20 protein-coding genes and 2 pseudogenes are annotated in these 22,610 nt (G+C 67.6%); 7 read left to right on the top strand and 15 right to left on the bottom strand.

From position 1 onward, the window contains the following. The 4 genes from HUN07_RS09170 to HUN07_RS09155 form a co-directional block, all read right to left on the bottom strand. A complete protein-coding gene (locus HUN07_RS09170) occupies positions 1–867 on the bottom strand; it encodes an amidohydrolase family protein (RefSeq protein ID WP_174909243.1) in 867 nt (288 codons plus the stop codon). Then, a complete protein-coding gene (locus HUN07_RS09165; protein ID WP_174909241.1) occupies positions 864–1,724 on the bottom strand; it encodes an SDR family NAD(P)-dependent oxidoreductase in 861 nt (286 codons plus the stop codon). The genes HUN07_RS09170 and HUN07_RS09165 overlap by 4 nt, the downstream gene beginning before the upstream one ends. Next, on the bottom strand, positions 1,721–2,956 hold the full coding sequence (locus HUN07_RS09160) for an amidohydrolase family protein (RefSeq protein ID WP_174909239.1): 1,236 nt from the start codon (positions 2,954–2,956) through the stop codon (positions 1,721–1,723). Before HUN07_RS09160 ends, HUN07_RS09165 begins: the two co-directional genes overlap by 4 nt. A gap of 236 nt (positions 2,957–3,192) precedes the next feature. Continuing rightward, entirely contained in the window at positions 3,193–4,416 is a 1,224-nt protein-coding gene (locus HUN07_RS09155) for a DegT/DnrJ/EryC1/StrS family aminotransferase (protein ID WP_174909237.1), read from the bottom strand. Between the two features lie 372 nt (positions 4,417–4,788). Here HUN07_RS09155 and HUN07_RS09150 point away from each other — a divergent pair, with 372 nt between their 5' ends. Both HUN07_RS09150 and HUN07_RS09145 read left to right on the top strand, forming a co-directional pair. Next, complete coding sequence (locus HUN07_RS09150) at positions 4,789–5,382, top strand: TetR/AcrR family transcriptional regulator (RefSeq protein WP_174909235.1); 594 nt, start codon at positions 4,789–4,791, stop codon at positions 5,380–5,382. 77 nt (positions 5,383–5,459) lie between these two features. Continuing rightward, positions 5,460–5,612, top strand: a pseudogene (locus HUN07_RS09145) (pyridoxal 5'-phosphate synthase lyase subunit PdxS); the annotation flags it as partial. 16 nt (positions 5,613–5,628) lie between these two features. Here HUN07_RS09145 and HUN07_RS09140 read toward each other — a convergent pair. The 6 genes from HUN07_RS09140 to HUN07_RS09120 form a co-directional block, all read right to left on the bottom strand. Next, the gene (locus tag HUN07_RS09140; RefSeq protein WP_174909234.1) at positions 5,629–5,862 is read right to left on the bottom strand and encodes a hypothetical protein; all 234 of its coding nucleotides are present in this window, start codon (positions 5,860–5,862) and stop codon (positions 5,629–5,631) included. A 53-nt stretch (positions 5,863–5,915) separates the two neighbouring features. After that, positions 5,916–6,008 carry an alpha-L-fucosidase gene (locus HUN07_RS26620; protein ID WP_217487194.1) on the bottom strand — a complete coding sequence of 31 codons (93 nt, stop codon included), beginning with the start codon at positions 6,006–6,008 and terminating at the stop codon, positions 5,916–5,918. Positions 6,009–6,119: 111 nt separating this feature from the next. Further along, positions 6,120–6,626, bottom strand: coding sequence for a DUF7700 domain-containing protein (locus HUN07_RS09135; protein WP_174909232.1), 507 nt, complete (start codon positions 6,624–6,626; stop codon positions 6,120–6,122). Between the two features lie 179 nt (positions 6,627–6,805). Then, on the bottom strand, positions 6,806–7,984 hold the full coding sequence (locus HUN07_RS09130) for a hypothetical protein (RefSeq protein ID WP_174909230.1): 1,179 nt from the start codon (positions 7,982–7,984) through the stop codon (positions 6,806–6,808). Between the two features lie 72 nt (positions 7,985–8,056). Next, entirely contained in the window at positions 8,057–8,257 is a 201-nt protein-coding gene (locus HUN07_RS09125) for a hypothetical protein (RefSeq protein WP_114718518.1), read from the bottom strand. A gap of 175 nt (positions 8,258–8,432) precedes the next feature. Further along, positions 8,433–9,308: an SDR family NAD(P)-dependent oxidoreductase gene (locus tag HUN07_RS09120; RefSeq protein ID WP_114718517.1), complete on the bottom strand. Its 876-nt coding sequence runs from the start codon at positions 9,306–9,308 to the stop codon at positions 8,433–8,435. Between the two features lie 132 nt (positions 9,309–9,440). On the opposite strand from HUN07_RS09120, the gene HUN07_RS09115 reads away from it, so the two are divergent. From HUN07_RS09115 to HUN07_RS09095, 5 genes and pseudogenes are all read left to right on the top strand, one after another. After that, a complete protein-coding gene (locus tag HUN07_RS09115; RefSeq protein WP_174909228.1) occupies positions 9,441–10,676 on the top strand; it encodes a CaiB/BaiF CoA transferase family protein in 1,236 nt (411 codons plus the stop codon). After that, a complete protein-coding gene (locus tag HUN07_RS09110) occupies positions 10,676–11,611 on the top strand; it encodes a hydroxymethylglutaryl-CoA lyase (protein WP_174909226.1) in 936 nt (311 codons plus the stop codon). Before HUN07_RS09115 ends, HUN07_RS09110 begins: the two co-directional genes overlap by 1 nt. Before the next feature lie 18 nt (positions 11,612–11,629). Next, entirely contained in the window at positions 11,630–12,064 is a 435-nt protein-coding gene (locus HUN07_RS09105; protein ID WP_174909224.1) for a PPOX class F420-dependent oxidoreductase, read from the top strand. Positions 12,065–12,191: 127 nt separating this feature from the next. Further along, the gene (locus HUN07_RS09100; protein WP_174909223.1) at positions 12,192–12,779 is read left to right on the top strand and encodes a hypothetical protein; all 588 of its coding nucleotides are present in this window, start codon (positions 12,192–12,194) and stop codon (positions 12,777–12,779) included. A 117-nt stretch (positions 12,780–12,896) separates the two neighbouring features. Then, a pseudogene (locus HUN07_RS09095) lies at positions 12,897–14,215 on the top strand (DUF222 domain-containing protein). A 42-nt stretch (positions 14,216–14,257) separates the two neighbouring features. Here the strand turns inward: HUN07_RS09095 and HUN07_RS09090 are convergent. The 5 genes from HUN07_RS09090 to HUN07_RS09070 form a co-directional block, all read right to left on the bottom strand. Next, positions 14,258–17,134 carry an ATP-binding protein gene (locus tag HUN07_RS09090; RefSeq protein ID WP_174909221.1) on the bottom strand — a complete coding sequence of 959 codons (2,877 nt, stop codon included), beginning with the start codon at positions 17,132–17,134 and terminating at the stop codon, positions 14,258–14,260. 35 nt (positions 17,135–17,169) lie between these two features. Then, positions 17,170–18,303, bottom strand: coding sequence for an acyl-CoA dehydrogenase family protein (locus tag HUN07_RS09085; protein WP_174909219.1), 1,134 nt, complete (start codon positions 18,301–18,303; stop codon positions 17,170–17,172). 8 nt (positions 18,304–18,311) lie between these two features. Then, positions 18,312–19,487, bottom strand: coding sequence for an acyl-CoA dehydrogenase family protein (locus HUN07_RS09080; protein ID WP_174909217.1), 1,176 nt, complete (start codon positions 19,485–19,487; stop codon positions 18,312–18,314). A 91-nt stretch (positions 19,488–19,578) separates the two neighbouring features. Further along, complete coding sequence (locus HUN07_RS09075; protein ID WP_114718510.1) at positions 19,579–20,022, bottom strand: hypothetical protein; 444 nt, start codon at positions 20,020–20,022, stop codon at positions 19,579–19,581. A gap of 60 nt (positions 20,023–20,082) precedes the next feature. Continuing rightward, complete coding sequence (locus tag HUN07_RS09070; RefSeq protein ID WP_174909215.1) at positions 20,083–22,608, bottom strand: ABC transporter permease; 2,526 nt, start codon at positions 22,606–22,608, stop codon at positions 20,083–20,085. Between the last annotated feature and the right edge of the window lie 2 nt (positions 22,609–22,610).

Below are 22,610 nucleotides of genomic sequence, written 5' to 3'. Positions count from 1 at the left end.
TCAACCTTTCAGTTTCAACACCTTGCGGGCGTTCTCGTGCAGGAACTTGGGCCAGACGTCGGCGTTGAACAGCACGTGCGGCATGTCGCCGAAGATCCGGTCCAGCGTCAGTCCGGCCGGAAAGTACCCGGCGTAGATAATCTTGTCGGCGCCGCGGGTGTTGGCGTAGTCGACGATGGCCTGCGGGTAGTGCTTGGGTGCGAACGCGGACGTCGAGTAGTAGAGGTTGGGCCACTTGAGCATCAGTTTGATCGCCAGGTCCTCCCACGGCTCGCAGCCGTGCCGCGTGACGAACACCAGGTCCGGGAAGTCGAACATCACGCCGTCGATCAGTTCGACGTGCTGCACCGCGGACTTGACCCGCGGTCCGGCGATCCCGGCACACGCGAAGATAGGGATGTCGAGTTCGACGCACTTGGCGTAGATCGGGTACATCTGCGGCGCGTTGAGCGCGACCTGCGGGAACGTACCCGCCGCAAACGAACTCACCGAGACGATGCCGAACTCCTCGTACTCGCGCGTCATCCGCGTCAGCGTGCCCATGATGTCGTTGGGGTCCACCGCGGAGCCCTGCGGAACGAAGCGATCCGGGAACAGCCGAACCGCCTTCTGCCCGGACTCCTTGGCCATGCTGACCATGCCGATCTCGATGCCGTGCTTGTCCATCTCCCGCAGCGTCGCCGAGATCGGATCGTCGGTGTCGAGGTCGTCCGGCACGCCCTTGAACATGTACTGGGCGGGCATGCTGAACTCGGCGCGACTCTCCCGGTCCTTGGTCTGACGCGTGATGAAGGCGTACTCGTCGTACCCGGCCTCGCGAAACCCGATGTGGGTGTCGATGATCGGGATTCCGTCGTAGGGGGTCATACGGTCTGCTCCTTGAGGATCGGCCTGCCATTCAGATCACGGACCGTGATGCTTTCACGTTCGAGGATGTCCAGGCTCGCCTCGACGTTGCCGGTGTAGTGCGCTGCGGCGTCGCACAACCACGTCACCGCCTCGACCATTTCCTCGAGCGACTCGGGCACGAACCACTTGGAACCGACCATGTTCGACGCCACCGACAGCGCCCCCGCCGTCGCGACGGCCGAGCGTGGGCGCACCGCGTTGACACGGATCCCGGTCCCGTTCAGTTCGGCGGCCAGCCCCGCTGTCATCCGATCCTGGGCGGCCTTGCTCATGCCGTAGAGCGTCGTGCCGTGGATGTCGGCATCCAGGTCGGTCTCCCCCGCGGGGAGCGGTTCGACGGGCCGGATCCGGGCGGTGCCGCTGGTGATGTTGACGATCCACCCCGCGCCGCGCTCCCGCATGCCGGGGATCACCCGCTGCGCGAGGTCCAGCGGCGCATGGACGTTCACCTCGAACGTCAGGTGCGCACGCCTGGACGGGTAATCCCGCAGCGGCTGGAAGATCGCCGCCGCCGCGTTGTTGACGAGGATGTCGATCGGCCCGCCCAGTGCCTTCTCCGCCTCGGGGACGATGCGGGCCCGGGAGTCCGCATCCTCGAGCGCGGCCGGGACGATCACGGCCGTGCCACCGGCCGAGCGGATCACCTCGGCTGTCCGGGCCAGGGTGCCGTCGAAGCCGCGATCGGGTTCGTCGACCGTGCGGGCCACGATCGCGACGGCCGCGCCCTCCGCCGCCAGCCGCTGCGCGATACCCGCGCCGATGCCGCGGCTGGCACCGGTGACGATCGCCCGACGGCCCTCGAACCGCCGAGTCACGCGCTCAGCTCGGCTTCGAGCTGCTTGGCGAAGGACTCACGCAGCAGGACGTCGTTGGGGTTCTCGGGCAACTCGGTCAGCGGCTGGGCGACCTCGGACGGCGTGGGGCCGTACTTCGCCGCCAGCGGGGCCAGCGCGTCCAGGTCGAAGTCGTACAACTCGGCAGCGTTCGCCGCGAACAGCTTCCGCAGCTCGGTCTCGTCGACGTCGTGCATCACCTGACGGATGCACTCGCGCGTGAACGGGTACGTGCCCTCGTTGTGCGGGTAGTCGCTGCCCCACATGAACTTGCCCTCGCCGAGCGTGTCGCGCGACGCCATGTCCTGCGCCGACGGCATCGTCGCACCGACCCACACATTGCGCCGGAAGTACTCGCTCGGACGCAACGGAAGCTGCTCGTCCTCGCTGTAGAACAGCTCGCCGATCCGGCCGGTGCGCTTGACCCGCAGGTCCACCGTGTCGAGCTGACGCATCAGATCCGGCGCCCACGCACAACCCTGCTCGGACACCGCGAACTTGAGCTTCGGGAACCGCTCGAACACACCCGAGAGGATCATCTGCACCAGCGGACGCATCGAGTAGAAGCCGACCTCGTTGATGTAGAGCAGTGACGACGTCTTGTAGCGGCCGTAGTCCGGCAGACCGGTGCCGGCATGGCTGTTCACCGGGACGCCGAGGTCCTCGCAGACCTTCCACAACCGGTCGTACTCGGGGTCGTACAGCGGCTTGACCCACTTGATGTCGGGCGCCAGGTTCGGCAGCAGGATGCCGCCGCGCAGTCCGTTCTCCTTGACCCACTCGACGTCCTTGATCGCCTCGTCGACGTCGTTGAGGAACACCTGCGCAACGCCGGCACGCTGGGCGGGAGCGTCGTTGCAGAAGTCCTTCAGCCAGCGGTTGTGGGCGCGCACGCCCGCGAGACGCTTGTCGAAGTCCTCGGCCCGCGGCGGACCCGCCAGCACGGCGGCACTCGGGAAGAACGGGGGCACCGTGTTGGGGAACAGCACCTCACCGACCGTGCCGTCACCCTGCGTCTCGCGCAGTCGACGCACGTTGTCCCAGTTGCGGGTTCGGCCGTCGTCGACGAGGTCACGGTAGGGGTTCTTGTACTTTCCGCGCCACGTGTCGAACTCCTCGTGCCACTTCGATTCGAGGTACGAGCGGTAGGTGGCGTGGTCGGCACCGGCATGACTGTCAGCTGAAATGAGGATGTAGGGCGTTTCGTTCGTCACGATGGACACTCCTGATGAAACTACTCGATGTGAAACCGTGTTCTATATGATTGCCTTCGAGATTAGCGAGGTAGATGCAAATGTCAAGCGGAAGTCTCGCGGTCATCTAGAACGCAGTTCCACACCAGGGAATCTCCGGGACCGCGGGCCCGGAGAACGCGACGAGCCCCCGACTCGGAAGTCGGGGGCTCGGGTACGAACGGACTCTGCGCAGGCGGAAATGGCGCCTATATGCGCTACGTCTGCGGCGCGACGAACTTGGACGCGAACGCGTGGATGCTCGCCACCACATGATCGAGTTCCTCGTCCGTCGTGCCGTGGCTCATCCCGAGGGACATGCCACGCTCGAACACCTCGTCCGCGAAGGGCAGGCCGTCCTCAGGAATGCGGTACTCGACATTGCGCATCATCGGGTGTCGAGTGACATTGCCACTCCACACCGTTCGGGTGTCGATACCCGCACCCTCGAGCGACTCCTGCAGGTCCGAACGCTCGAACCCGGCATCCTCGCGGATCGTGACGGGGTAGCACAGCCACGCGGTATAGAAGCCCGGGAGCGGCTTGGGGAGACGGAACAGCGACGGGTAGGCGCCGAAGGCCGCAGTGAACGCATCGAAGATCTCGTGGCGGCGTTTGTAGTTCACGTCGAGCTTGCTCAGCTGGACCAGGCCGAACGCGGAGCCCAGCTCGGACGGCTCGAAGTTCCAGGGCAGGACGTCGAAGATGAAGTCGTTGTCGTACGCGACGCCGTCGAGGCTCTCGCGGAACACACGTCCGGTCCGCGCCTGCTCGGACCCGAACAGGTGTGGCTCGGATCGGCGACCCCAACGCCGCAGCATGAGGCCCTTGTCGCGCAGCTTCTCGTCGTCGAGGCACACCATGCCGCCGTTACCGGCGCACGTGATGATGTGCGACATCGCGAAGCTGGTGACGGTGATGTCGGACCGCGAACCGGTCTTGGTGCCGTTGAGGGTCGTTCCGATGCAGTCGCACGAATCCTCGATGACCTTGAGGTCGTGACGGTCGGCGATCTCGCGGATCGCGTCCCAGTCGGGGGCATTGCCCGCCAGGTTCGGGACCAGGATCGCCTTGGTCTTGTCGGTGATCAACGCCTCGATCTTGGACGCATCGACGTTGTACGTGTCCGGCTCGACATCGACGAACACCGGAATCCAGCCTCCGCGGACGATCGGCGAGACGTCCGTGGAGAACGTCAGCGGCGAGGTGATCACCTCGGAGCCCTTGGGCAGATCGAGCAGTTCGAGCGCCAGGTACAGCGCGGACGAACCCGAGTTGCACATCAGGCCCAGCTTCTTGCCGTAGAGATCAGCGACCCTGCGCTCCATCTCGGCGACGTTCTTGCCGATCTTGAGGGCGAACGGGCCTCCCCTCAGCACCTCGAGGCAGGCCTCGATCTCGCGCTCGTCGTGAACACTTCGGGCGTAGACAACCCTGGTCATGGGATCTCCTCGGTTGATTTCTCGGAAGGCGTCCGGCGGTGTCGGGTTTCGGCACCTCGCACACCCTCGTGTGGCGGTCGCAGCGCAGGACGCCGCGGAAGACTCTGCGCACCTACACCATTCGCACAGGCTGAGGTGGCGACTCCGGCAGCGGCCCGGGCCCGCGAAGGCCAGATCAATATCCGAACGGCGCTCATTGAACGTTCATTCAGGCCGAATATAGAACGGCCTTCCGAAGCAGTCAAGACGAAACGAAATCGAGCCCCGGAGGAGCGCAGGCGCCGGTCACAGCACTCGCGCCACCCTCCTTTTGACCGGCAGCATCGGGCAGCACTATGGTTTGAATGATTGTTCAATACGAAAGGAACACGCGTGCCCGAAGCCCCCGACAGGAGGTCCGAAATACTCGACGCCGCCGCCGTCCTGTTCGCCGCGCGCGGGATCCCCGGAACCTCGATGCGCGAGATCGGTGACGAGGTCGGCATCAATGCGGGCGCGCTCTACCACTACTTCCGGTCGAAGGGCGCCATCGTCAACAAGTTGGTCACGGTGTTCCTCTCGGATCTCCTCGCGAACTATCGGGTGACCGGCCTCGAGCAGCTCGAGCCGCGCGCACGGCTGAAGGCGATTGTCGACGTCTCCCTCGCGATGGGCGCCGCCCGTCCCGATGCGACGAAGGTCTATCACGCCGAGTTCCCCAACCTTCGCAAGCTGCGCGACTTCACCGAAGCCAACGCGCTCGCCGACGAGATCCAGACGATCTGGCTCGACGCCATCGAGGCGGGCAAGGACGCAGACGTTCTCCGAAAGGACGTACCCTCCAAGGTGTTCCACCGGTTCCTTCGAGATTCGGTGTGGTTCACCGTCTACTGGCGCCGGCCGGACGACCCCTACACTCTCGGCGAACTCTCCGAAGACTGCATGTCCGTCTTCCTCGACGGCATGGCTGCGCGCCCCGAGCGCTGAACGTTTTTCCCACTCCCCCAATCTGTTCCAACGAAGAAGGAAGCGGCTGGGAGCACCCCCGACACCATCCCCACGGGGCCGAGGACGCCGGCGCGATAGTCAAGGCCACCACTTTCCACGACGACCCCGACGTGCTCGCGAAGGTCTCCCGCGGACTCGGCGAGGCCATGGTCGGCATCAACGTCGACGACATCCCGCAGCCGCACTGCCTCGCCGAGCGCGGCTGGTGAACCCGCACGTGGCCGGCTAGCCGGCCGCGCCCGCCAATCGAAGCACGTATGTGGCCGAGACGGACACCTGCGGAGGAAGTTCGACGGAAAGCTGGCCGTCGATCGTGGAGAAGTCCAGTGCGGCGGGGTCGCCGAGCAGTTCGACCCCGTCCACGTCACGAATGTCGACTCCGCGCAGCGTGAAGCGCCGGGTTCCGGGTAGTTCCAGCAGGAACACGAACACGTCGGAGCCCTTGCGGGTGTACCGCACCTGAGTGCCCCCGGACGTCGTTCCGGCAACAGTCGTCTACGGCCGGCTGCCGATCACCGCACGAAGATTCCGAGCTTGGCGCCGTCGTACCAGCCCGGAAGCGGTCGACCGGACACCGATTCCCAGGTGGGATCGAACATCGTCATCTCTCCTCGAATCGCGACGCCATGTGCTCAGGTTGGCATGCGGCCGGCCGCGAAACCGGTAGCGCTGCACCCGCTGTCCGCGCTATCGGCTCGGGGCGCGACCGCCGGGGTCTACCCGGCGACGTCGAGGAGTCGCGCCACCTCGTCCACCGCCGGGCTGAGATCCACGGCCCGCACCTCATCGGCCAGTCCCACCGAACCGAGGTGTTCGAGCATGTGGGGCAGGCGGGAGCGCAGACGTTCGAGAGTCCATTCCCGGGGATCCCCCTCGGCGAACTGGTCGAAGCGCACAACGACGTTGACCTGCTCGGACTGATGGATGTAGTGGTAGTGCGGTTCGTTGTCGAAACAGTCGAAGCGCAAGCGCTCCAGCCGATCTGCCGTGCCGAGCACGTGGACACATGCGCCGCCGTCGTCGATGCCGCTGTCGTACGTGGCATCGGGACGGCCCCGATCGCGCGCGTTCGAGTTGATGGCCTCGTCGGTGAGACGTCGCGACTCGACGACGAAGGTGAGCGGGCCTGCCGGCACCTCGACGCAGTGCTCGAGATCCATCGGGATCGGCATGACGTCGAAGCTGCGGCCGAGGCGGTACGCCTCGATTCCACTGGGATTCATCTCGACTCCATTTCGCAGACGCGGTGGGCGGGATCCTGATGCGGGGGACCTCCCCTGGACCTTTTCTTGCAAATGTTTTAAAACACTGGATACATGGGCGTCTGCGAGTCAGTCAATGCCCTCCGACAGGAGGGCAATGGGACTGGTTCGACGGCGAGGCAACGGCCTGATGCCGGTGGTCACGACTCACCTCGGGCGGTGAGCGCGGCGATGTCCCCGCCCAACGCGCTCCGATACGTGCCCATCAGTTCCTCGACGCCACCGAACTGATCGCCGACCTGGTGCGTGTTGTCCGCCGACAGTTCGCGGTTGCCGGAACGGGCGATCAGATCGTCGATCCGGGTATCGAGGCTCGTGGCCCAGCGCATCGACGCCATTGCTTGGAGCTGGGTCTCGGCCTGCGACAACAGGTCCCCGATCCGGGCCAGTGCAGCGACCCGGTCGACCAGCTGGTCCCACACCGGCACCAACGCGTCGTGGCGGGACTGCACGTGGTCGCGCGCACCCGGTGTGGAGGTGAGCGCGTTGTCGAGTTCACCGAGGATGCCTTGCAGCGCAACGGTGTCGACCGCAATCTGCGTGAGCTCCTCCGCGAGATCCAGCTGCGCGCGCTGCACCACGAAGTGCTCCGAATGCCATGCGGGAGAACCCTCGATCCGGTCGTAGAGCGAGCCGGCGAGGAACAGCAGGGTGTCGTAGCGGTCGGCGAACCGATCGTCGTCGGGTTCCACGGCACGTTCGAGCGCGTCGACCGCCCGTCGACCCACGTCCTCGGCCCGGGTGTGCTCGGACAGCCGGGCCACACGCTGCGCCGTCGACTCGAGGACCGCGTTGCGGAACTCGTGCAGATGCCGCCGTTCGACCGGCAACGGAGCGGGGGTGTGCTGCAACGCCGCGAACAGCGCGTCGCGCTGTCCGGGGTCCAGATGCACCCCGTCACGGCGCTCGCGGCGAATAGCCCGGACGCCACCGCCGTAGTGCATGTTCGACATCGTCACCGCCGAACGCAGCCCGTCTATACGTTTCGCCAGCTCCGCGGCGCGATAGCGGTGCGCCAGCTGGACCGGGCCGGGCCGCAACGACGCCGCCCGGGTGGCAAGCCGGGCGTGCTCGTCGGTGAGCAGGCGAAGACCACCGAAACCGCCGATCGACGGAATCGTCCGGCCCGCACGACGACGGGCGGTCAGGGCTTGCCGCGTCGGCCCGTCCACTCGGCCCGCCGCGATCAACAGCGCGGCGACGTCGGACAGCGGCGGGTGCCGGCCGTCGAGCCGGGCACGCTCACACCAGCGGCGGACCTGGTCGTTGATACGGGCGCGCCGTTCGGTCACGGCGGCGGACGGGTCGGGTGCAGGCATCGCGCCTCCTCGAAGGGCTCCTGCCCACCACTGTCCCAGAAATCCGGAAACTGCGTGGCGACGACGACGCCGTCAGCCTGCGATTCGGCCTCGCGGCTCGAGGCGGCCGTGCGATTCGGCCCGGATGCGGAGCAGCAGCAGCCCCGACACCGACGCGACGATCAGCGCCGCGACCGTGGCGTGCACGTGCAGTTCGGCCACCCCGACACCGGCCACGACCAGACCTACCAGGAACAGACTCAGCAGAACGAACTTGATTGCGGTGGACTCCATGACGACTCCCTCACGTCCCAGGCGCGTGATTTCGACTCGGGTGTGCGGACAACGACGGCTACGCGGTAGTTCACGTCCGCCGCGAACGCTAGACCCGACGGTCGCCCCCACCGGGACGACACGTCGGGTCCGCGAAGTCGATACCGATCCGATACGTGTCCGCTGCAGATCGGTGTCAGTCGATGACGGCGTCGGAGAACACCGGCGGGTTACCGAGGAACTGGCGATGCGACGGCGGCTGCTTCCCCTCGAGGTCCTTGACCCCGAGTTCCTCCGCGACCTCGGCGCCGACGAGCACCTGGCCGCTGCGCTTCATCAGCTGGGGGTCACGGGCCAACGCGTCGATGACGCGTCCGGGGAACTCCGCCGACTCCGCGGTCGCCGCCAGTCCGTCGTACGCGCCCGGGTTCGCATCGAACCCGGCCTTGGTGCGCTCGGTCAGGAGCAGACCCATCCAGAGCGAGACGACCGCGACGTTGAACGGCCGGAAGTCGACAGCCATGTCGTGGGCCATCTTGTCGACCGCGGCCTTGCCGGCGCCGTACGCGGGGCCGTGCATGTAGCAGGTACCGCCGAACGACGAGGTGTTGACGACGAGGCCCTCACCGTTGGCGGCGAGCAGCGGTGCGGCGTAGTAGCTCGACACGTAGCTGGACCGCATGCCGACGTCGAGCACGTCGAGCAGCGACAGCGACTTCTCCCAGAACGGGCCCTTCTTGGTCAGCTCGTCCGGCACGTTGAGCGCGTTGTTGACCAGGATGTCGAGGCGTCCGTGCTCCTCGCGGAGCTGCGCGAAGAACGCCTCCACCTGGGCGTCGTCGCTGTGGTCGAGGACGACGGGAACTCCCTCACCGCCGCGGCGGGTGATCTCCTCGGCGGTGGCGAACACGGTGCCCGGCAGGGGTGCGTCGCCCTCGGTCTGCGTCCGTCCGGTGACGTACACCTTCGCGCCGGTCGCCCCGAGCGCGAGCGCGATTCCCTTGCCGGCACCGCGGCTGGCTCCGGTCACCACCACGATCCGATCCGAACTCAGACCCACCATGCACTCCATCCGTCGTCGGGCGACCACACATCGAATATGGCCCACGTCTCATTCAGCACACCGTATGCGCTGGCGTATCCGCATGTCATTTCCCGCTGGACGGGAGAACCACGACGCGCCGGAAACTGCTTGAATCGAGGGATGACGCAGGACATCCCGACCCGGCCCCTCGAGGGCGTGCGCGTGCTCGAGCTGGGCAACTACATCGCGGCCCCCACCGCCGGTCGGCTGCTCGCCGATTTCGGCGCCGAGGTGATCAAGGTCGAGAGGCCCCGCACCGGCGACGAACTGCGCAACTGGCGTCTGTATTCGGGCACCACGTCGATGCTCTACCGCACGATCAACCGCAACAAGAAGTCGATCGTGCTGGACCTGCGGACCGAGGAAGGCCGGCAGCTGGTGCTCGACCTCGCCGCGCAGTGCGACATCCTGCTCGAGAACTTCCGGCCCGGCACGCTCGAGAAGTGGGGCATCGGCCCCGAGCAGTTGGACGCGGTCAATCCCGATCTGGTGATCACCCGGATCTCCGCGTTCGGTCAGACCGGCCCGCTCGCCGAACGGCCCGGCTTCGCCGCGGTCGCCGAGGCGCTCGGCGGATTCCGGGAACTCGTCGGCGACCCGGACCGTCCGCCGGTCCGGGTGGGTGTGTCGATCGGCGACTCCATCGCCGGCCTGTACGCCGCCTTCGGCTCGGTGATGGCGCTGTTCCAACGCCAGTCCCGCACGGGCGAATCGCTCGCGCTGTCGCAGCGGATCATCGACGTCGCGCTCAACGAGTCGATCCTGTCGATGATGGAGTCACTGATCCCCGACTACCTCGCGTACGGCGTCAAACGCGAACGCGTCGGCGGCCGCATGGAAGGCATCGCGCCGTCCAACGCGTACCCGTGCAACGACGGCACCAGCATCATCATCTCCGGCAACGGCGACGCGATCTTCCAGCGCTACATGGAGACGATCGAACGCCCTGACCTCGCCGCCGACGAGGAACTGCAGACCAACGCCGGACGCTGGGCGCGCCGCGACGAACTCGACGCCGCGATCGGCGAGTGGACGTCCCGCCACACCCGCGACGATGCGCTGCGCATCCTCGACGCGGCGAACGTCCCGTCCGGGCCGATCTACACCGCCGCCGACATCGTCGATGACGATCAGTACAACGCGCGCAACATGATTCAGACCTTCGACGTGGATACCGGCGCGGACTCACCGCAGCCGGTCGGGTTCCCCGGCATCGTGCCGGTGATCGGCGACAGGTCGCTCCCGATCGATCACGTCGGCCCCGACCTCGGCGAGCACACCCGCGAGGTACTGGCGAGCGTGCTCGGCAGATCCGACGCCGAGATCGAGCGGATCATCGCCGAGACGGAGGACTGATGAGCTACTCGTTTGCACCGCAATCGATCCTGCGCGACGTGACGCTGCGCGACGGACTGCAACTCACCGGCAAGGTGCTGCCCACCGACCGCAAGCTGGAGATCGCGCGCGGGCTCCTCGCACTGGGCGTACCCGAACTCGAGATCGGGTCGATGGCGCGGCCGGACCTGGTGCCGCCCATGGCGAACACCCTCGAGGTGATCGGGGAACTGACGCCCGAGGAACTCGACCGCTGCTGGGTGTGGGTGGCCACCCCACGCCACGTCGAGAAGGCCGCGGCTGCCGGCGCCCGCAACTTCCAGTACTGCTTCTCCGCATCCGAATCCCACAACCGCGCCAATATCGGCCGCTCCACCGACGACAGCCTGGCCGCGATGCCGGCGGCGATCGAGTTGACCCGCGCCGTCGGCGGGCGCATCCAGCTGTGTATCGCAACGTCGTTCACGTGCCCGTTCGAGGGCGACGTCCCGGCCGATCGGGTGCTGTCGATCGCGAACGATCCCCGCGCGGACGGCGCGGACGACATCGTCCTCGCCGACACGCTCGGCCAGGCGGTGCCCGCGCAGGTGGCGGCGTTGATCGGCCGGGTCGCGACCGAAAGCCCCGAGCGGCGCATCGTCTTCCACGGCCACGACACGTGGGGGCTCGGTGTCGCGAACACACTCGCCGCGATCGCCACCGGGGCATCGGTCGTGGACGGCTCGCTCGGCGGTCTCGGCGGCTGTCCGTTCGCCCCCGGCGCCAGCGGCAACACCTCCAGCGAGGACATCGCGTTCGCAACCCGCCCCGGGTGGCTGACACCGGCCGCACTGACCGGCCTCGTCGACATCGCGACTCCGATGCTCGCCGAACTCGGCGAGCCCAACCGCTCCCGCACCGCAGAGGGAACACGCTCCGCGGCACACGCTTTCGAGTGGGTGCGCCCGGGCGGGTGATCACGAGAGGAAGAGCCCATGTCCTTCACTGACGACGAGGTCGAGTTCCTGCGGTCACAACCGCTCGCTCGACTGGCGACCACGTCCGACGACGGCCAACCCGATGTCGTCCCACTCGCCTTCGAGTTCGACGGCACCCACTTCTGGATCGGTGGGACCGGCGAGCCCGTGCTTCACACCAGAAAGTTCCGAAACATACTCGGCGGCCACGACAGGGTGGCACTCGTCGTCGACGAACTGATGTCGCTCGACCCCCTCACCGCCAAGTGCATCCGGGTCTACGGGATCGCGGACCCGCCGATCGAACGCGTCGGGATCGTCGGCGCCGGACTGTACTCACGGATCATCCCGACAGTGTCGTGGAGTTGGAACATGGCGGGCGAACCGGCAGGCGACGTGTGGTACGAGCCGCGACGAGCGGTGCACACCACCGCCACGGACTCGGACGACTGACGCGGGGCCGAGGAATCGGAATCTTCCAAGTCCCCTAGAGCGATATGAATCCGCGTCAGCCGAGAAGGAGGTTGCTGGGTCAGCTTCGCTGATTGCTCGACAATTCAGGGGCGGACATACTGCTCGAATGACCATCACACGGTGTGTCGATCTATCGGCTGCGCTCTGGCTCGAACATCGAGACGAGGACTGGCGGCGACTGGCCGCTCGCGGGCCCCGCTGCTTCGACAAGTACGCACGTCTGAGGTTCATCCCGGACCCGGGCCATCCGGGACAAAGCGCCAACAATGTCCACGCCGCTCCGGACGCGCTATCCGACAACGAACAACTCGGTGTCGTCCTGACCCAGCTGGCCCGATGCACCGGCACGCCTGATGATTGCTACTTCTGCATTTGGGATGGATGGCCAAGCTTCCACATCGACGATCCGATGCCGAAGGTCTCGATACCGAACCGCGACTACTTTCTGTTCCACGGAGCACTTGCCGACTTCGCCGAATGGGAGGTCCAGATCAAGACGCTTCTGCACGACATCGAAGCCCCAACCCCAGCGTTCGTGTGGCCGGCCGATCATGCGTGGTGTGTGACGTGCGACGTCGATCCCCATTTCGCGTCGATTGGCGCTGGGTCCGACGCGATCGCTCAGCTCGTGATCAACCCTCACGTCGACGTTGTAGTCGACGATCCCGACAAAGAACCACCGTATTACTGCTGAGAGGAGACGTTTTCGCTCCAGCTCGTCGTCGGCCGGCCGATCCGGCCGGGCGCCCCGCCTGGGCGGTACAACTAGAAGACCATTGACTCGAACATCAGTTCGAAATAAACTTGCAGCATGAATCCGGGGGGAATCATCGAACCAGGCGCAGCTGCCTTACCGCTGCACGCCGACGACGTGCGCCGACTCCCCGAATCCGAGCTCCTCGCCGCCGCGGTCGACATCTCCCGCGAGATCGAACGACTCGAAACACTCCGCGTCGCCGCGGTCGCCGAAATCGACGAGCGCGCAATCTCGTTCGACGCGATCGGCTTCCGCAGCGTCAAACTCTGGCTCGCATCGACGACCCTCCTCGAAGTACCCGCCGCCGCCCGGATCCTCGCCCTCGGCACAGCCCTCCGCCGCCAACCCGAGATCGCCGACGCCTACGACAATCTGCGCATCTCCGCCGACCACGCCGGGTTGATCGCCAAATTCTGCGAGCGCCCACCCCGCGGCATGCCCGACGAAGCCCTCGATTCCTGCCGCAACGTGCTGCTCGACTGCGCCACCGGCACCACAGCCACCACCGACACCGTCCGTGGCGCGATAGCGAAACTCGAGCGGATCTTCGAATCCGACGAACTGCCCGCCAGCGAAGACACCGACCGCAACGAACTCCACGCCTCCAAAACCCTCAACGGGCGCGTCGCCGTCAAAGGCGACTTCGACTCGATCACAGGCGAAATGCTCCTCACCGCACTATCGGCCCTCACCAAACCGAGGAACCCGGTCGACGACCCCGCCGGCATGCGCACCCCGGACAACGGCGCGCCGAAGCATTCACCGAGATCCTGCGGCACTACCTCAACTCCGGCGCAGCTCCTGTCGAAGGCGGCGAACGGCCACACCTGTCACTACACGTGAACGCCCGCGACCTCGCCCGCACCGAGCCGAACACTGACGACCACACCGACACAGGCAGCAGCACGCCCGCCGATCACGCGGACATGGTGGGAGACAAGGACGTCGCCTGGATGCCGTGGATGGGGCCGCTCACCATCGCAACCGCCCGCCGGATCGCCTGCGACTGCGACCTCACCCCGATCGTCATGAAGGACGGGGTACCACTCGACCTCGGCCGCACCACCCGCACCGTATCCAAGCAACAACGCCGAGCCCTCGCCGCCCGCGACAACGGCTGCGCCTTCCCCGGCTGCGGCGCACCACCCGCACACTGCGAAGGCCACCACGTCAAACACTGGGCCGACGGCGGACCCACCGACCTCGACAACCTCGTACTCCTGTGCCACTACCACCACCGACTACTCCACCACTCGCACTGGGACGTCGAGATCGGCCCCGACCGGCAACCGTGGTTCACACCACCAAGCACCGTCGACCCCCACAAGAAGCCCATCCCCGCCCACAACCGGGCCGGACCGCGGGCGGCGTAGCAGCCACACTCGAGGGACTGTTCGTCCGTATACCGTTGGGCTCTAATGTGATTCCGGAACCGGCCCCTCGACGAGCTCGCCCACCAACCGGTTGACCTCTTCGCGAGTGAGGTGCGAGCCGACGGCCGCGTACTGCTCGTACTCCTCGTCGTCCAGGGCGTCGTGGACGACGGCGGCCTCGATCGGCCCATCCACAGCGTCGAGCCACGCCGGCAGGAAACCGGCCTGCGCGCCCAGCGCATCGACGGCCCCCAACAACACCGCACCGTCGGTGGGACGCCCCGCCGCCGCCAGAACCGCAGCAGTCGAGTGGATCATGACCAGCCACGACGTCACATCACCCTCCTCCTGGAGATCGGCCCGCAGCACCCGCATCGTCGCCAGTGCACCTTCGACATCGCCGGCATCCGCAGCCGCCTTCATCAGCGCCCACGTCGACGACGTCACAGCCCACCGGTGACCGCACCGCTCCGCAACACGGATCGCCTCCCGCAGTTCGTTACGAGCATCCTCGAGCTCGCCCACCGAACGCAGCAGCATGCCGAGCACCATCCGACCCTCCGCCTCCGCCCACACCGCGTCGTGCTCGGCCGCCAACTGCACTGCGTGGCGGGCCAACTCGACCGCCACCTCGGGCCGGCCCTGCATCGCCACGAAATGCGCGCGCCAGGCGTCGTCACGCGCCACCTCGCCGGTCTCACCGATCGAGGACCACAGCTGCGCACCGCGCCGCACCGCGTCCTCCGCCGTGGGAGCATCACCGGTCAGGTAGGTGAGCGACGCGAGCCCGTCCAGTGCCCGCGCCATGACGCGGGGCTCCGGTGGACGCCAGTCCCCCGCAACAAGATCCAGCGCTGTGCGCAGGAATTGCAGCCCCTCCCCGATGTTGCCGACGCGATACCAGTACCAGGCGAGACCACCGGCCAGTTCCAGCGCATAGTGCGCGTCGTCCACCGCGAAGGCCGACTCGAGCGCTGCTCGATGCTCCGCCTGGTCCCGTCCGAGCATGTTCATTGCCTGCCCCGCCCGAGCACTCCGCAAAGCACCCGCGACAGACTGGACGCGTGCAAGCACGAAAGCCCGGTGCGCCGCGTGGATCGCGATCGTCTCGGCGTCGTCGGCCTGCTGACGCGCAAACCGTCGCACGGTCGCCAGCATCCGGTAGCGGGTAGGTGAGCTTCCGGGAACCACGCGGACCAGCGAGCGGCGGACCAGCGAGGTCAGTACCCCGGACACCTCCGCGGTGGTGCCCAGCAGGCACATCGCCGCAGCACCCTCCACGTCGAACGACCCGGCGAACACCGCGACCCGACGCAGAAGACGGGCCTCCTCGTCTGACATGAGCCGGTTCGCCCAGTCGATCGTGTCCCACAATCGACCGCGAGTACCGATGGTCTCCGTCAAGTTCCCGTGCTGCAGCGTGTACCGGTCCACGAGCCCGGCCGCTATCTGGTCCTCACGCATCCACCGCAACTGCGCCGCAGCAAGTTCGATGCCCAGTGGCAGCCCGTCGACCGCACGACAGATCGTGTGCACGGCCTCGGTGTTCTTCGGATCCAACTCCCATCCGGCGGTGACACCGCCCGCCCGCTCGGCGAAGAGTTCGCCCGCGACGTCGTCCACAGGCAACGGCTCGACCTCGTACACGACCTCACCGGTGACCCCGAGCCGTGCTGTGCCCGTGACGATCACGTGAATCTGCGGGCACCTGGCGACGATCGCTCGCGCGACGTCGGCCGCATAGTCGGCGACGTGCTCACAGTTGTCGAGGACGAGCACGCACGATCGAACCGCCATCACCTCCGCCAGGTGCGTCGCCGAACCCACCCCCGGTAGCGACAACAGGGTCGCGATCGTCGACGGGATCAGCGCCCCGTCCGTCACCTTGGTCAGATCCACGACCCACGGCCCGTCCGGATCGTCGCGCCGACGACACACCTCGACCGCGAGCCTGGTCTTGCCGACGCCACTGGGACCGACCAGGGTGACCATCCGCCGCTCGTCGAGCAACTGCACGACCGCCGAGACGTCCCGTTCACGATCGACCAGACGAGTCCGCGGCACCACCAGATTCGACCCCGCCTTCTGCGGCGGCGGCGACACCCGCGCCGACTCCAGATACACGCTGTCGTTCGTCAGGATCGCGGATTCGATGCGTCGCAGACCCGCGCTGATCTCGGTGCCGAGCCGGTCGTCGACGATGGCGCGGCAACGGCGGATCGCCGCGAGCGCATGCGGCAGCTGACCCGACTGGCACAACCCCAGCACCAGCAACTCCCACGCCCGTTCGTCGAGCGGATGATCCGCCACCAGCGCTTCGGCCTCGACCACCGCCGACGCCGGCGCAGCGCCTTCGAGGTGCGCCGTCGCCAACGACATCCGCGCGTGGTACCTCATCGAGGTCAGCCGTGCCACCTCGCTCTCGATGAACACGGTCTCGGTGAACGCGGACGACGGAATTCCCGCATAGGCGAGGCCGCGCCACTCACGGAGGCTCTCCTGGTAGGAGTGGGCGGCCGCGACCGACGAGTGTTGCAGCATCGCGTCGCCCTGGCGGACGTGGTCGACGAACCGGGCCGAATCCACGGCATCACGCTCGACGGCGAGCTGGTACCGGGTGCCCTCACGCACCAGGATGCTGCCGCCGGGTGCCGGGCGGTCACCGTCGAGCCGACTCCGCAACCCCACCAGCGCCTGCTCGAGTGGATCGGTCTCCCCGCCACCGGGCTGCCCGTTCCTCTCGGCCGCCGCCCGCGTGTGCCGGACCTGTGCGCGGAGACGTTCGACGTCGACGGAGTAGGGGAAGGCCACCAGCAGTGCCGCGAGCAGTGCGCGCTGCTGCTGATCGAGCAAGACCGGTTTGCCCCCGCGCACGGCCGTGACGGGACCCAGGACCGCGAACTCGATTCCGTTCGCCATCGGTCACTCCCTTCGCGCCGTCCGGGCGGACGCCGTCAGCCCGCGACGTCGACCATGTCGTGCCCCGCGACGTCGGCGACGAGGACCCGCAGGTGATCGTCGGTCGAGCCGAGGGTGTGTTCGATCGCGGTCAGTCGGGACACGTAGTGCCCCACCACGTATTCGGCGGTCATACCGATGCCGCCGTGCATCTGGATCGCTTCCTGCCCGATGTGCCTGGCCGACCGGCCGATCCGCAATTTCACCCGCGATGCGATGACCGGATCGATCACGCCGTCGGCGAGCGACATCGTCGCGTACAGACTCATGCTGCGGGCCAGTTCCAACGAGACATACATGTCGGCCGCGCGTTGAGTGAGAGTCTGGAAGCTCGCCAGCGGCACACCGAACTGTTTGCGGGTCCGCAGGTACTCGGTGGTCAGCCGCAGGGTCTCCTCCATCGCGCCCACCGCCTCGGCACACAGCGCGGCCTGCGCGCGGACCTGCGCGGCGTGGATCGCGGCGACGACATCGCCGCCGTCGCCCAACGGCTCGGCGGGGGCGTCCCGGAATTCGATCTGCGCGGCCCGCAAGCCGTCGTGCGTCGCATATCGCTGTCGAGCGACGCCGGGCGCGTCCCCATCCACCAGGAACAGGCCGACGCCGCCGTCGGGCAACGCCGCGGACACGACGACCGAGTCGGCGCAGTCACCGTGCGGCACCGGATTCTTGGTGCCGGTGAGGGTCCACGAATCTCCCTGCCGCACAGCACTGGTGCCCACCTCGACCGCCGGCCACCGGGTCCCCGACTCGGCGTGGGCGAACGCGAGCAGCACCGCGCCGCCGAGGACACTCGGGAGGATCTTCCGCCGCTGCGCCTCGCTGCCGACGTCGGCAATCAACGAACCGGGCACCAGCACTGCATCCAGCAGCGGTTCCGGCGCGAGCCGTCGGCCCAGTTCGGACATCACGAGTCCGACCTCGACCGGGCCGGCATCCGAGCCGCCGTCCTCGTCGGAGAATCCGAGCCCGAGCAGTCCGGTCTCGGCCAGCCTCCGCCACACGTCCTCGCTCCAACCGCGCGGCGTCGCCTTGACCGCCGCGAGTGCCTCGGGGTCGTAGCTGCGGCCGAGGAGTTCCCGCGTCGTGTCGCGCAGCAGCTTCTGTTCGTCGTCGAGTTCGAAGTCCATGCCACGCCTCACAATCCGAGGATCGACGACGCGATGATGGTGCGCTGCACCTCGCTCGACCCGCTGTAGATCGACACCTTGCGGTAGTTCAGATACGCGGGCGCGGCTCGCTGCGCCCACAGTGGGCTCTCGATGTCGGCGCCGGCCTCGAACGGCAACGAGTCCGGGCCCGCGATGTCGACGAGCAGTTCGGTTGCGGCCTGCTGCAATTCGGAACCTCGCAGCTTCAACAGCGACGACGCCGGGTCCGGCTTGCCGTGCACCGAACTGGCGACCACCCGCAGCTGCGTGAGTTCGAGTGCGAGCAGTTCATTCTCGAGTTCCGCGACGCGGGCCGCGAACAGCGGATCGTCGAGCAGAGTGCCCGCACCGAGCGGAGTGCGCGCCGCGTGCTCCTTCGCGCGCGCCAGCTTGATCTTGGTGCGGCCGACACCGGTGACGCCGGTGCGCTCGTTGCCGAGGAGGAACTTCGCGTAACTCCAGCCGGCGTTCTCCTCCCCCACCAGGTTCTCGGCCGGCACGCGGACATCGTCGAAGAAGACCTCGTTGACCTCGTAGCTGCCGTCGATGAGGCGGATCGGTCGCACCGTCACGCCCGGGGACGTCAGGTTCACCAGGATGAACGAGATGCCCGCCTGCTTCTTCGGAGCGTCCGGATCGGTGCGCACGAGGCAGAAGATCCAGTCGGCGTACTGCGCCAGCGTGGTCCACGTCTTCTGCCCGTTGATCACGTAGCTGTCACCGTCGCGGACGGCGCGGGTCTGCAGCGAAGCGAGGTCCGACCCCGATCCCGGCTCCGAGAAGCCCTGACACCACCAGATGTCGAGGTTGGCCGTCGCGGGCAGGAACCGCGCCTTCTGCTCGTCCGAGCCGAACGCCGCGATCACCGGACCGACCATGTTGGCGTTGAACGCCAGCGGCTCCGGGACCGCCGCCAACTGCATCTCGTCGAGCCAGATGTGCCGCTGCACCGCGGTCCAGTCCCGGCCACCCCACCGGACGGGCCAGTGCGGTACCGCGAGACCCGCGGCGTTCAGGATGCGCTGCGTCGTGACCACGTCGTCGCGGCCGAGTGTGGCACCCGACGCCACCCGCTCACGAATCTCCGCCGGGACCTCGCTCCGGAAGAAGGTGCGCATCTCGTCGCGGAACGCGCGCTCGTCCGCGGTCAACGCCAGATTCATCGATGATTCCCTCCACACCTGAACCGGATCCGGGTCCTCGATGCGAACGGTACTCCCATGTAGGGCGGTGAACGGCGCTTTGCCGCGGCGCCTAGCGAGTCTCGAGAACCAGCAGAGCGCCTCCGCCACCGGAGTCGACCCGGGTGGTCAGATCCAGGTCCGGTGCAAGCCGCGAGAGGCGGTCGAGGAGCCACTCACCGGCCGCCCGCGCATCCGCCTCGCCGGGACAGCGTGCCACCGCGACCCGGCCGCCCTTGCGCGTCAACTGCTCGACGACACCGATGATCGGCGCCGGGTCCACCACGAACAGTTCGTCGGGCCACGCGACGACCGGCTTGATTGCGCCCTTCTTGGTATTGCAGGCACGGTGCGCGAGGCGCTCCTGGACCGACTTGCCCTTGCTCTTCTTCGCGGTGCTGATGCCGTCGACGCTCGGTCCGCGCGGATCGTTGACCGACATGTCCGGGTCGACCGGCTCGTCGCACAGCCAACAGCGCCAGCCGTCACGATCACCGATTTCCTGCAGGTTGCTCACGCGAAGACGGTACCTTCGCGGCCGAAGCCGACGAAGGTACCGCCCCTGGTTTCGCCGCGCCTACATGTCGGCGATGGCCTCGAGCGCCCGGGTGCGGGCCGCCCGGTTGGCGGGCCACAGTGCGGCCAGGACGCCCACGACCGCGGAACCCAGCAGCATCCCCAGCACCTGTCCCCACGGCACCGAGATCTGGTCGAGGCCCTGGTCGGCGAGCGTCCGGACGAAGCCCCACCCGAACACGACACCGAGGATGACGCCCACCAGGGCACCGAACACCGCGATCAGAACCGACTCGAGGTAGATGGTGCGGCGAACCTGCGCCCGCTGCATACCCACCGCTCGCAGCATGCCGATCTCCCGGCGCCGCTCCACGACCGAGAGCGCGAGGGTGTTCACGATGCCGAGGATCGCGATGACGACCGCGAGCGCGAGCAGGCCGTACAGCACGGCGAGCAGCGCATCGATCTGCTGGCCCTGCGTGCCCTTGAACTGTTCGCGGTCCTGGACCTGGACCACGACGAACGGGTCGGTCGCGGTGGCAAGGTCGGTCGCCATCGCCGTGAGGTCGGCACCGGGCGCCGCCTTGATCAGCACCGCCCACTCGGTGCGCATGTTCGGCGCCGTCATCTCCTGGTACACCTGGTCCGAGACGAGCCACGGACCCAGCAGCTGGTTGTCCTCGTAGATACCGGTGACAGTCGTGACGACCTGCTCGCCGTCGCGGTCGGTGAGGGTCACCGGGGTGCCCATCGCCCACCCGCGGTCGGCAGCCTCGGTGGCACTGACCAGCATGTCGGTGCCGGACACCGACGAGGCCCCTTCCTTCATCGTGTAGGCGAGCACGCCTTCCGGCGACCCGCTCAGCGCGGTGCCGTAGACATCGGCGTCGCCGATCTTCGCGGCGACACCGTGCAGCGAGATCGCGTCGGTGACGCCGTTCACCCGCGCGGCGGCGCCGGCGGCGCCGGCCGGCACCCCGATCCCCTGGGGGCCGGTGAGCACGAAGTCGGCCTCCACGCCCTTGTCGACGAGCGAGTTCACGCTCGCCTTGGCGGATGCACCGAACACCCCGATCACCGACACGAGCATCAGCCCGAGGGTGAGCGCGAACGCCGTCGCCGCGGTGCGGCGCGGATTGCGGACCGCGTTGGTGCGGGCCAGACGCCCGACCGGACCGAACGGCTTGGCGAACACGGCACCGAGCGCACCCACCACCGGACGCGACAGCGCCGGAGCGGCCAGCAGCACCGCGAGAACCAGGGCGAGCGCCCCGAGCCCGACGACGGCGGCCGCTCCGCCACCGGTGGATTGTGCTCCGACGACCAGCGCAAGGACACCCAGCACGGCCGCGATCGCGCCGATCAACGTGCGCACCCGCAGGGTGTCACCCGTGGAGGCGAACTCCTCACGCATCGCCGCAACCGGCGGAACCTTGGCGGCCCGGCGAGCCGGCGCGTACGCGCTGACGACCGTGACGATCACACCGAGCACGAGAGCCACGATGATCGTGCGCGGCGCCACCTGCAGCGGGCCGTCGGGCAGGCCGAGATCGAACGCGTTGAGCAGACCCCGCAGGCCGTACGCGAGCCCGATGCCCGCGGCGATGCCCAGCGCGCTGCCGATCACGCCGACGATGAGCGCCTCGAACACGACCGACCGGCCCACCTGCTTGCGGCTGGCACCGATCGCACGCAGCAGGGCCAGCTCGCGCAGGCGCTGCGCGACGATCATCGAGAACGTGTTGTAGATGATGAACGTGCCGACGAGCAGTGCGATGGCGCCGAAGGCCAGCAGGAAGTAGTTGACGAAGCTGAGGGCCTCACCGATCTCGTCCTTGGTCTCCTGCTTGACCTCGGCGCCGGTCTGAACCTTGGTGTCGGGCAACGCCGCCGCGATCCGATCACGCAGCTCGTCCTGCGACACTCCCGTCCCGGCGACGTCGATGTACCCGACGTGGCCGCCGTCGGTGAACAGCTCGCGCGCCTGCGCGTCGGTGAATAGCGCGCCGACATATCCACCCGTGTCGGTCTCGGGCGCGTAGATGCCCGACACAGTGACGTCGTTCCAGCCGCGCATCGTCAGGACGCGCGTGGCGGAGCCGACCTCGAGGCCGGCCCGGTTCGCGGCACCCTCGTTGAGCGCGATCTGGTTCGGCTGCTCCGGCGGGGTACCCGTGACGAAGACCGTCGGCTCTCCCAGTGCCTGATCCGGCGGCAGATACGACGAACCGATACTGGGTGCGCCACCGTTCTGCATCGGCTTGCCGGCCGAGTTGAGAACAACGATCTGGCCACCCACTGACGGCGCGACGGTGCGGACACCGTCGACGGAGCGGATCGTGTCGACGTCCGCGAGGGGGACGCCGCTCGAACCCTGCTCCTCGGGACTGACGCGGACGTCGACGCCCTGCGCGGTGCCGTCGAAGATGCTGTCGAAGGTCTTCTGCAGGGTGTCGGTGAAGACGAACGAACCGGCCACGAACGCCGTGCCGAGCACCACCGACAACACAGTCAGGACGAGCCGCACCTTGTGGGCGGCGAGATTGCGCAGCGAAACCTTGCGCATCGGGGAACTGGTCACTGCCATGG

It is taken from the genome of Rhodococcus sp. W8901 (assembly GCF_013348805.1).
Taxonomy (GTDB): Bacteria; Actinomycetota; Actinomycetes; order Mycobacteriales; family Mycobacteriaceae; genus Prescottella.
This window is presented reverse-complemented; position numbering and strand designations above follow the sequence as displayed.

Coding starts and splice junctions, on each gene's coding strand:
- HUN07_RS09170 (WP_174909243.1), bottom strand. CDS start 867: ATGACCCCCTACGACGGAATCCCGATCATCGACACCCACATCGGGTTT.
- HUN07_RS09155 (WP_174909237.1), bottom strand. CDS start 4,416: ATGACCAGGGTTGTCTACGCCCGAAGTGTTCACGACGAGCGCGAGATC.
- HUN07_RS26620 (WP_217487194.1), bottom strand. CDS start 6,008: ATGACGATGTTCGATCCCACCTGGGAATCGGTGTCCGGTCGACCGCTT.
- HUN07_RS09135 (WP_174909232.1), bottom strand. CDS start 6,626: ATGAATCCCAGTGGAATCGAGGCGTACCGCCTCGGCCGCAGCTTCGAC.
- HUN07_RS09130 (WP_174909230.1), bottom strand. CDS start 7,984: ATGCCTGCACCCGACCCGTCCGCCGCCGTGACCGAACGGCGCGCCCGT.
- HUN07_RS09125 (WP_114718518.1), bottom strand. CDS start 8,257: ATGGAGTCCACCGCAATCAAGTTCGTTCTGCTGAGTCTGTTCCTGGTA.
- HUN07_RS09120 (WP_114718517.1), bottom strand. CDS start 9,308: ATGGAGTGCATGGTGGGTCTGAGTTCGGATCGGATCGTGGTGGTGACC.
- HUN07_RS09115 (WP_174909228.1), top strand. CDS start 9,441: ATGACGCAGGACATCCCGACCCGGCCCCTCGAGGGCGTGCGCGTGCTC.
- HUN07_RS09110 (WP_174909226.1), top strand. CDS start 10,676: ATGAGCTACTCGTTTGCACCGCAATCGATCCTGCGCGACGTGACGCTG.
- HUN07_RS09105 (WP_174909224.1), top strand. CDS start 11,630: ATGTCCTTCACTGACGACGAGGTCGAGTTCCTGCGGTCACAACCGCTC.
- HUN07_RS09100 (WP_174909223.1), top strand. CDS start 12,192: ATGACCATCACACGGTGTGTCGATCTATCGGCTGCGCTCTGGCTCGAA.
- HUN07_RS09090 (WP_174909221.1), bottom strand. CDS start 17,134: ATGGCGAACGGAATCGAGTTCGCGGTCCTGGGTCCCGTCACGGCCGTG.
- HUN07_RS09085 (WP_174909219.1), bottom strand. CDS start 18,303: ATGGACTTCGAACTCGACGACGAACAGAAGCTGCTGCGCGACACGACG.
- HUN07_RS09080 (WP_174909217.1), bottom strand. CDS start 19,487: ATGAATCTGGCGTTGACCGCGGACGAGCGCGCGTTCCGCGACGAGATG.
- HUN07_RS09070 (WP_174909215.1), bottom strand. CDS start 22,608: ATGGCAGTGACCAGTTCCCCGATGCGCAAGGTTTCGCTGCGCAATCTC.